This window comes from Kitasatospora sp. NPDC001683, from assembly GCF_053596495.1.
This window is the reverse complement of record NZ_JBSFGK010000171.1, coordinates 1-9,098: the sequence shown is the minus strand read 5'-3', so window position 1 is coordinate 9,098 and position 9,098 is coordinate 1. Positions and strand designations below refer to the sequence as shown.

Annotated in this window: 8 protein-coding genes; 3 read left to right on the top strand and 5 right to left on the bottom strand. The window is 73.9% G+C overall.

The window, feature by feature from the left end; genetic code table 11:
- Positions 1 to 402 precede the first annotated feature (402 nt).
- A complete protein-coding gene (ypfJ, locus tag ACWCYO_RS39405; RefSeq protein ID WP_270150109.1) occupies positions 403 to 1,302 on the top strand; it encodes a KPN_02809 family neutral zinc metallopeptidase in 900 nt (299 codons plus the stop codon).
- A gap of 418 nt (positions 1,303 to 1,720) precedes the next feature.
- On the opposite strand, the gene ACWCYO_RS39400 is transcribed toward ypfJ, so the two are convergent.
- Complete coding sequence (locus tag ACWCYO_RS39400) at positions 1,721 to 2,647, bottom strand: LysR family transcriptional regulator (protein WP_270150110.1); 927 nt, start codon at positions 2,645 to 2,647, stop codon at positions 1,721 to 1,723.
- A gap of 429 nt (positions 2,648 to 3,076) precedes the next feature.
- The gene (locus ACWCYO_RS39395) at positions 3,077 to 4,102 is read right to left on the bottom strand and encodes an AraC family transcriptional regulator (protein ID WP_449786897.1); all 1,026 of its coding nucleotides are present in this window, start codon (positions 4,100 to 4,102) and stop codon (positions 3,077 to 3,079) included.
- Positions 4,103 to 4,227: 125 nt separating this feature from the next.
- Between ACWCYO_RS39395 and ACWCYO_RS39390 the strand changes: the two genes are divergently transcribed.
- Entirely contained in the window at positions 4,228 to 5,148 is a 921-nt protein-coding gene (locus ACWCYO_RS39390; protein ID WP_449786896.1) for an MBL fold metallo-hydrolase, read from the top strand.
- Positions 5,149 to 5,251: 103 nt separating this feature from the next.
- Here ACWCYO_RS39390 and ACWCYO_RS39385 read toward each other — a convergent pair whose 3' ends face one another.
- Positions 5,252 to 5,617: a hypothetical protein gene (locus ACWCYO_RS39385; RefSeq protein WP_270150113.1), complete on the bottom strand. Its 366-nt coding sequence runs from the start codon at positions 5,615 to 5,617 to the stop codon at positions 5,252 to 5,254.
- Between the two features lie 273 nt (positions 5,618 to 5,890).
- On the opposite strand from ACWCYO_RS39385, the gene ACWCYO_RS39380 reads away from it, so the two are divergent.
- Positions 5,891 to 6,559: a DUF4232 domain-containing protein gene (locus ACWCYO_RS39380; RefSeq protein ID WP_449786895.1), complete on the top strand. Its 669-nt coding sequence runs from the start codon at positions 5,891 to 5,893 to the stop codon at positions 6,557 to 6,559.
- Positions 6,560 to 6,648: 89 nt separating this feature from the next.
- On the opposite strand, the gene ACWCYO_RS39375 is transcribed toward ACWCYO_RS39380, so the two are convergent.
- Both ACWCYO_RS39375 and ACWCYO_RS39370 read right to left on the bottom strand, forming a co-directional pair.
- Positions 6,649 to 7,620 (bottom strand): phosphotransferase family protein, encoded by a 972-nt coding sequence (locus tag ACWCYO_RS39375; RefSeq protein WP_449786894.1) that lies wholly within the window; start codon positions 7,618 to 7,620, stop codon positions 6,649 to 6,651.
- A gap of 981 nt (positions 7,621 to 8,601) precedes the next feature.
- Positions 8,602 to 8,967, bottom strand: a complete 366-nt coding sequence (locus ACWCYO_RS39370; RefSeq protein ID WP_449786893.1) for a hypothetical protein — start codon at positions 8,965 to 8,967, stop codon at positions 8,602 to 8,604.
- Between the last annotated feature and the right edge of the window lie 131 nt (positions 8,968 to 9,098).

Genomic DNA, 9,098 nt, shown 5'->3' with positions numbered 1-9,098 from the left:
GACCTCGCCGAGTTCACCCGCCTCGGCCTGCTCGCCGTGCCCACCGACCTGGGGGCGGACCCGGCTGGGGCGCAATGGAAACGGGGAAGCCGCTGGTCAACCGCCACCGGTACGGTGCCGGACGACCCGGCCTGCACACGATCCCCGACTTCCCGGGCCCGTTGCGCCCGATCGGCGAACGCCCGGGCGCCTTCCGCGCCGCGATGGCCGCCGCGGCGCCCAGCCTCGGTGCTCGGGTGTCGCCGCCGGGCTGGTCCGCGGGTGGGGCGGGGTGGTGGGATGCGGTGGCTGCGGCACGTTCGGGCGGGGTGCCCGTAGGCTGGGCGGCGCGGGCGGCACAGGACGCCACCGAAGCGACACCGACACACCGGCAGTTCGACGAGAAGTGGGCAGGCAAGGGGCATGCAGTTCGACGACCAGGGGGACCTCGATACCTCGCAGGTGGACGACCGGCGCGGCATCCCGGGTGGGAAGGTCGCCCTCGGGGGCGGGGCGCTGGGCCTGGTCGTGGTGCTGTTCGCGGTCCTGCTCGGGGTTGACCCCCAGCTGCTGGGCCTGTCCTCCGGCGGCGGCAGCGCCTCCTCCTCCGGGGTGCGCACCGACGGCGAGGTGCAGCAGTCCTGCAAGAAGGGCGCGGACGCCAACAAGCGCCAGGACTGCCGGATCACGGCGGTCACCAACAGCCTCCAGGAGTTCTGGAGTACGGAGCTGCCGCGCCGCACCAAGACCGCCTACAAGCCCGCCCAGACGGTGCTGTTCACCGGCCGGGTGTCCACCGCGTGCGGTGCGGCGACGTCGGCGGTGGGCCCGTTCTACTGCCCGGGCGACCAGAAGGCCTACTTCGACCTCGGCTTCTTCGACGAGCTCTCCACCCGCTTCGGCGCCAAGGGCGGCCCGTTCGCCGAGTCGTACGTCGTCGCCCACGAGTACGGCCATCACCTGCAGACCCTGCTGGGCACGATGCAGAAGGTCGGCGGTGACCGTCAGGGCGCGACCAGTGCCTCGGTGCGTCTGGAGTTGCAGGCGGACTGCTATGCCGGGGTGTGGGCTCACCACGCCACCACCACCCCGCAGGCCTCCACCGGCCGTCCGTTGATCGCCGTCCTCACCGACCAGGACATCGCCCAGGGCCTGGACGCGGCCGCGGCCGTGGGGGACGACCGGATCCAGAAGCAGGCCACCGGCAGGATCGACCCGGAGGTGTGGACGCACGGCTCCTCCGACCAGCGCAAGGCCTGGTTCACCACCGGCTACCGCAGCGGCGACCTGGCCCAGTGCGACACCTTCTCCGGGAAGATCTGATGCGCCGCTGCGCTTGACCGACACCTCACGCGCCCGGGCCGCCAACGGCCCGGGGCGTCTTCTCGCGTTCGCTCGGCCGGCGGTCGGAGCGCACCGTTGACTGCCGTGCCCGCGCCGCCCTGCCCGCGCCGCCCGGGCAACCCGGCGATAAGCGCGGGAAGTCGGCCCTGCCGACGTCCTGCGCACGCGTGGGCCGGGCTGAGGTGATCCGGTGCTGCTCGCAGTTCTGCGAGCAGCACCGGAGACATGGGGAGCCGTTTCGCAGTGACACCGGGAAGCGCGGCCCCTTCGTCCGGAAGAAGAGCGGGCGGTGGTCCGCCCGCGGAGAGGAACTCCGACCGGCTCGGAGTCTGGTTCACCACCGGCCACCGCAGCGGCGACCCCGCCCGGCGCGACACCTTGTCGGGGAGGATCTGATCTAGGGGGCCGTCCTGGCCGCGCCCGCCGTCCAGTCCCAGCGCGCGATCGTCTCGCGCAGCAGCCGGGCGGCGGCGCTCAGGCGCCCGCCCGCGCCCCAGAACAGGGTCAGGGTGCGGCGGCAGTGCGGGCTGTCGACGTCGATCCACACCAGCGGCAGGCGGGTGGCGGTGCGTCGGGCGAGGCCGGGCACCAGGCCGATGCCCAGGCCCGCGCTGATCAGCTCGGCGATCGCGCCAGCCTCGTCGCTCTCGCAGACGATCCTGGGGGTCAGGCCCTGGGCGGCGAAGAGCTGATCCAGCAGGCGGCGTTGCCAGTGGCCGGGGCGGGCGGCGATGAACGGCTGGTCGGCGAGCTCGGCGACGCCCACGCGGGTACGGCCCTCAGGGGCGCGGCCCGCCGGGCCACGCCCGGCCAGCGGGTGCCCGGCCGAGACCGCCAACCCCACTGGCTCGTCGAGCAGTTGGACGCGCTCCAGCCCATCGGCGGCGATCGGCTGCGAGACCACGGCCAGGTCGATGTCCCGGGCGCGCAGCTGCCGGGCCATCTCCTCGGCCGACAGCTGGTGCAGCTCGATCTCCACGCCGGGGTGCGAGCGCTTGAACGCCGCCAGCGGTCCGCTGAAGGCCAGGAAGGTCTCCGACGCCAGGCGCACCGTCCCCAGCCCCGCCCCGGCCGCCTCGGCCACCGCCCGCCGTCCGGCCTCCAGTTCGCCGAGGGCGCGTTCGACGTGGCCGCGGAACAGGTCCCCGGCCGCGTTCAGCCGAAGCCGCCCGCCCCGTTCGAACAGCGGCGTGCCCAGTTCGGCCTCCAACCGGGCGATGGAGCGACTCAACGACGGCTGGGCGACGCGCAGTTCCTCTGCCGCCCGGCTCAGGTGCTCCAGCCGCGCCACCGCGAGGAACTGGGTGAGGGTGTTCAGGTCCACGGCCGCCTCCATGCCACCCGGGGAATAACCCCATAGCAATATTGATCTTAGACAGGATAGTCACCGGGTCATGACATCGGAGGTGGTCACGCGCCAGGACCAGCACGGCAGTTGAGGAGAGGACACCCCATCGCCATCGCAGCCGACCGGCCGCCCCGCCCCGGCGACGCGGCTCGCCCCGGCACGGGGGAGCGGACCGGCCCCGATGGCCAACCTCGATGTGGTCTGAGCACCCCGGCAACGCCGCTGCCCCGCTGCCCACGTGGGGGCGGCGCAACCCTGCGGTCTGGCGGCGGCCGGTGCGGGTGGGGGTGTGGCGGGGAAGGCGTAGAGGGTGGGTGATGGCGGTGAGGAGTACGGCGCCGGGGGTCATGCCTGGTCGAAGGGTTGGCCGAGGGGCTTGGTCGGCGGTGCAGACCCTACCGCGGGTTATGAGTCCTTCGACCGGTCCTCAACGCGCCCTGGTGCGGTGGCGTCCGCACGCCCCGCATCCTCGCCCGTGGCGCCCGTGGCGCCCGTGGCGCCCGTGGCGCCCGTGGCCACGGGGGCCGTGGCTGTGGCTGCGGTGCGGTAGCGGCCCGGGGTGGTGCCGAACTCGCGGGCGAAGGCGTGCGAGAGTGCGTACCCGCTGCCGTAGCCGACCTTGTGGGCGATCGTCTCCAGCGCTTCCGCGTCCTGGCGCAGCAGGGCCGCGGCCAGCGTCATCCGCCACCAGGTCAGGTAGGTCATCGGTGCCCGGCCCGTCAGCGCGGTGAACCGGCGGTTGAGGGTGGCCCGCGAGACGCCCGCGCGCTGGGCCAGCGCCTCGGTGCTCCACGGGTGGGCCGGGTTGGCGTGAAGGGCGGCCAACGCCGCGGCCACCACCGGATCGGCCAGCGCCGCACTCCAGCGCCCGGCCCCGGGCCGGACCGTCCACGCGCGCACCAGGTACACCAGCAGCAGGTCGACCAGCGCGGGCACGGCCAGCCGCCCGCCCGGTCGCTCGGCGGCCAGCTCCGCGCCCAACAGCTCCACGGCTGCCGCGAGTTCGGGATGCCCACCGCCACGGGTGGGCAGGTGGACCAGCGGTGGCAGCTCGCTCATCAGCGGATGCGCCGGGCCCCGGTGAAGTCGGTACGTGCCGCACAGCAGTTCGGCGCCGGCCTGCCCGCCTTCCTCCGGAGGCCGGGTGAGCAGGGCATCCAGTTCCGGCAGCGCCCGTGCCTGCCGGTACGTCAACTGCCCACTGGACAGGGCGTGTCCGGTGCCGTGTGGCAGCAGCACCGCATCCCCGGTGCGAAGCCGCACCGGTTCACCGCCCTCGGCCAGCAGCCAGCACGAGCCCGCCAGCACCACATGGAACCCCGCCCCCGCGTACCCCGGGATCCACGCCCCCCAACGTCCCGCCGCCCGCACCCGGTTGGAGGACGGCCGTCCCGCCCGCACCGCCGCGATCGCGTCACTGACCACATCCATGACCGCCAGCATAGTGAGCCGATTGCGCATCCGGACAAGCCGCTGGAGCATTGAACGGCTCATTCCGGCTGCCTAGGCTCGGCTCGAACCCGCAGACAGCAGCCGACATACAGGAGGCAACGACCATGGCCATGGAACGGATCGAACTGGGGGACGCCGAGATCATCCGGGTGACGGAGTGGCAGGGCTCCTTCGCACCGGCCGTACGGATCGTGCCCGGCCTCGCCGAGAGTGCCTGGCACCGTGCCGGAGCCGACCACTACGACCCCGTCGACGGCTCCTACCTCGGCGCCCTGCAGACCTGGGTCGTGCGCACCGGCGGGCGCACCGTCGTGGTGGACACCGGTGTCGGCGACGACCGCGAACGCCCCGCCACTCCGATGTTCCACCACCGCAAGGGACGCTTCCTCGACCTCCTCGCCGAGGCCGGCATCCGCCCCGAAGACGTCGACACCGTCGTCAACACCCACCTGCACGCCGACCACGTCGGCTGGAACACCCGCCGCCACGACGGCCGATGGGTCCCCACCTTCCCCAACGCCGTCTACCACCTGCCCGCTGCCGACCTCGCCTTCTTCGACCCCGCCGCCCACCAGGACGCCGCCCACACCACCGCCGACCCGGCCGCCGACCCGGCCCGCCGGGCCGAATGGGACCAGGTCTTCACCGACAGCATCGCCCCCGTCCTTTCCGCCGGACAGGCCGCCCCCTGGTCCGGCACCCGCACCATCGGCCCGGGCCTCGTCCTGGAGCAGGCCCCCGGCCACACTCCCGGCTCCTCGGTACTGCGCCTTTCCTCCGGTGGCCGGCGTGCCGTGTTCGTCGGGGACCTGCTGCACTCGCCGGTGCAGCTGGCCCACCCCGCCTGCAACAGCTGCTTCTGCCTGGACCGGGCCCAGGCCGCCGCCAGCCGCCTGCGGATCCTCCACCAGGCCGCCGACCAGGGGGAGTTGGTCATCCCCGCGCATTTCGCCGGGCCGGGCGCCGCCCACGTGGAACGCGCCGGGTCGGGCTTCGCCCCGCGCTGGACGCGCTGGACGCGCTGAGCCGCGGGCTGGGGGCGTGGGGGCGGGCGGGGGCGGGCGGGGGCGTGCGTGGTCGGGGTGCCCGCCTCCCCCGAAGCGGCGGGCACCATCGGTGGGCGACCGGTCAGGGGCGGTCGAGGGTGATGGAGTTGATCGACCCCAGGTCGTAGTAGACCCCGTTCTGGGCCGGGATGTCGTACACGCAGCTGCCGCCGCCGTAGCTCTGGCACAGGTGCGCGTGGGCGCCGCCGGACTGGTTGTTGAGCACCCAGTGGTTGCCGTACTGGCCGCTCAGGTTGTGCGCGCCGTAGCTCCAGTACACGGCGCTGGGGGAGGAGGCGGGGTTCTGGTCCTGCGGGTAGACGCACACGGCGCCGTACGGGCAGCCCGCCCACGACCCGTCGGCGGCGCCGGCGCTGCCGGTACCGACCGTGGCGATCGCGGCGGCGGCCACCCCGAGGGCGGCCAGGGCGCGGGTGATCCTGCGCATGGATGGTTCTCCCTTGCTGAGTGCAGCGGCCCGACGAGGTGTCGGGCCCAGTGCTCGCCAGCCTAGGAACGCGGCGGCCGCCGCGGTCCCTGACATCCGACAGGGGCGTGCCGTCGCCCGACGGGCGCCGGCTGCTTGCCTGACGGGATGTCACCGTTCCGTCCGCGTCGTGTCCGCAGGATTGTGACGCCGCGCACGGCACCGAAGACGGCCGCACGGCCGTCCTGTGGGGTGTCCACCGCCGCCAGCACGTACCGCCACCGGGGAGCCTCCATGTCCGTCCGCCGCCGTCGTCCGCTGCTCGCCTGCGTCGTCCTCGTCGCGGGGGCGGGGCTCGCACTGAGTGCCTGCGGGCCCGACGACACCGACCCGCCCGCCGGCCCGGTCGCCTCCGCCGCCACGTCGGCCGCCACGCCGCCGAGCGGCGGACCGGCGGCCGGGGTGCCCTCGCACCCCGCCCCGCGCACCTCCTCCGGCGCGGGCACCGGTGCCCCAGCCGCCCGCCCGTGCGACATTCGGAACCTGTCGATCCGCGCGGCGGCCCGTGCCGGGGCGCCCAGCCAGTGGGTGATCGAGGTGCACAACACCGGCGCGAGCGCCTGCAGCCTGAGCTCCTCCCCGGGGGTCGATCTGGGCGACTCCGCCGCGCGCGACCGGAGCGCCGACATCAAGCCGGTGCTCGCGAGCGGCACGGAGCGCTTCACCGTCCAGGCCGGGCGGACGGCCTACGCGGTGATCGACCTCGACCCGAGCGGCGCCACCACCGGCACCGCCCCGGGCATCAACGAACTCAACGTGCTGGCCGACCAGGACGGCATGCCGCTCGCGAACACCCGCAACTTCCCGCTCACCGGCGGCGCACGCGTGCTGAACCCCCGGATGGGCCTGTACCGCGCGAGCGTCGCGGAGGCGGTCGCCTCCATGGCCGACATGGGCAGGTGAATCCGGCCGACCCCTCGGCGGGCCTGCCCTACTGCGCCCGCAGCCGCCTATGGCCGGTGCCGGTCGGCGACGCCCCGGACCGCCTTGGCTCAGCCCAGCGCGTCCATCAAGGAGATGACATAGGCATCCAGCCGCTCCTCCACGGCTCGTGTCGTCAGCTCGGTCCGTCCTGCCTCCTGCCACGGTTGCGCCACCCACTGCACTTCCTCGGAGAACGCCAGTGGCGCCCGCACCTGCCAGTACAGCCGCTCGTGCGCGGCTGCGGCCAGCGTCCCGCCGGCCTCCTGGTACGCCTCGGTGAAGCGCAGGCCCCACGCCGGGCCGTGCAGCAGCGCGAGATTGGTGGAGCAGTGCGCCACGTCGAGGTCCGCCGGGCCCCAGGAGGCCGCTGCCCAGTCGACGACGCCGGTGATCCGGGCACCGGCGGCACCGACCGGGTCCTCGGGCGGCAGGTCGAACAGCACGTTGCCGGGCTGGAAGTCCCGGTGCAGGAACCGCCCTTCGTAGCGCGGCGCGGGCTTGCGGATCACGTCGATCGCGGCGGCCCAGATCGCGGCGTCGGCGCCCTCGGGGGTCACGACCGTGTCGGCGGTCGTCAGCGCCACGTACTCCCGGGGCCGGACGGCCGGCCGCACCGCGTGGACCGCCACGAGTTGACGGGCCAGCAGGGGCAGGCGCTTCTCCAGCCCCTCGTCGTCGAGGACCGTCCGGCCCGGCAGGTGGGTCATGAGGAGCGAGGGGTACTCGCAGTGCGTGGCGGTCGGATCGACGGCGACGAGCCCGGGAGCCGGCACGCCGGTGCCGGTGAGCGTGGTCAGGGCGTCGGCCTCCCTGTGCAGGAGGTCCTCGGCCGGACCCTGCCGGGCCGGGTCGACGAACGAGCGCAGCACCAGGTGCCGGGTGCCTCCGTCCCGCGTGCCGATGGTCAGCCTCCGCATGTCGGCGGTGGCGCCGCCGTGCAGCGTCTCGGCTCCGACGATCCGCTCGCCGGCCTCCAGGTGCCGACGCACCCAGGCCAGTGTCAACGGTCGGACACTCGCTGCCTCATCATGATTGGTCACCGTGCCACCTCATCATCCGGACGGCGGCACGTGCGAACCCTTACGCCTGTCCGCGAGTCGGCGTGCAGGTGGTGGGTGGGGAAGTCGGGCGAGCAGGTCTGTCCGCATCCATGGCGAGGGGTGGGGAATTTCCAAGAGCCCATCACTCTCGGAGAGTTGGCCGGTAGCCGCCCGTCGTCCAGGCCACTGTGCGGAACTTTGTGAGGCCGGGTGCCCCTGGTGTCCTGCCCGGTGGCGGGCAGGGAGTGTGGGGTGGTGCAAATGGGCGCAGTCGCCTCCATGACCGGCGTGGGCCGGTGAACCCGGCCGGCCCTTCGGCGGGCCGGCCGGGTGCGCCTACGGCCGCCTACGCAGGTACGAGCCCCACAGCGGGACCAGCGCGTCGCTCGCGTCGGCGACCGGGGCCACCGCGGGGGTGGTGGGGAGGCCGGGGCGGCCTTCGGGAAGCCGTCCGGGACGCTGCCGGTGAAGTAAGTGGGGAGGGAGGTGGGAAAGTCGTTCGGGAACCCCGGGTGCTTGGTCACCCAGTCCGGCGGCGAGAGGTCGGGCTTCAGATGGACGGGCGCATCGCGGCTCGCCGATCCGGGACACCGGGAACGGTGCCACCGTGAGGGGCTCCCTCTCCACCGGAGCGGTGGTTCGGGACCCCCTGTCGCCTCTGGCCGTGCCCACCTGGCCGGGTCGTGCGGGAACCGGCCTCCCGGGACGGACCATGCACGTGGGGGCACCTCCCGGCCGCCAGGCTGGGGGAGCGTGTCGCCCAGCGGGGTTGAGTACGCCGGGGACCAGTGCGCCCAAGACCGTTCGGGGCGTGCGGCTCATCGGGATTCACTCCCGATCAGTCCAGAGGAACGGTGAGGTCGCCGTGGAAGCCGAGCGAGCGCATGCCGGCGGCGCGGGCGGCGGCCGCCCCGTACGTGCTGGCCTCCGCCACCGGGCAGGCGGCGGGCTCGACGTCCAGCGTGGCGGCGGCGTGCGGGGCTACTCGGTGGCGGCGAGGGTGTCGAGGTGGCCGGCCAGGCGCTTGAGCAGGGTCGTCAAGGCGGTGACCTCCTCCGGTGTCATGCAGGACATCATCCGGGTGCGCAGGTCGGCGACCTGGGCGCTGATGCGCTGGTGGGCGGCGCGTCCCTGCGCGGTGAGGGCGATGGCGCCGTTGGCGTCGACGGCGCTCCAGCCGCGGGCGGCGAGGGCGTCCAGGTACGGGCGCATGGTCGGCTCGTCGGGGGAGAGGAAGGCGGCCATGGTCTCGTCGACCTCGGCGGCGTTCAGCGGCCCGCAGGCAACGGTGTTGAGCACCTGCCAGTCGCGCCGGCTCAGCGCGTCGGCGGCGAACAGGCGGGCCATGGCCTGCTCGATGGCGCTGTCGATGTGGCGCAGCCATTGACTTCCGCTCCCCAGCCTAAAGGCCGGGGATTCCTACCACGGTCGTCTGACCGTCTCGGTGGGTTCCTGCTTCTCCGCGCTGCGCCGGAACA

Excerpts from the sequence above, each read along its gene's own strand:
- ypfJ (WP_270150109.1), top strand. The coding sequence starts at position 403 with ATGCAGTTCGACGACCAGGGGGACCTCGATACCTCGCAGGTGGACGAC.
- ACWCYO_RS39395 (WP_449786897.1), bottom strand. The coding sequence starts at position 4,102 with ATGGATGTGGTCAGTGACGCGATCGCGGCGGTGCGGGCGGGACGGCCG.
- ACWCYO_RS39390 (WP_449786896.1), top strand. The coding sequence starts at position 4,228 with ATGGCCATGGAACGGATCGAACTGGGGGACGCCGAGATCATCCGGGTG.
- ACWCYO_RS39385 (WP_270150113.1), bottom strand. The coding sequence starts at position 5,617 with ATGCGCAGGATCACCCGCGCCCTGGCCGCCCTCGGGGTGGCCGCCGCC.
- ACWCYO_RS39380 (WP_449786895.1), top strand. The coding sequence starts at position 5,891 with ATGTCCGTCCGCCGCCGTCGTCCGCTGCTCGCCTGCGTCGTCCTCGTC.
- ACWCYO_RS39370 (WP_449786893.1), bottom strand. The coding sequence starts at position 8,967 with ATGGCCCGCCTGTTCGCCGCCGACGCGCTGAGCCGGCGCGACTGGCAG.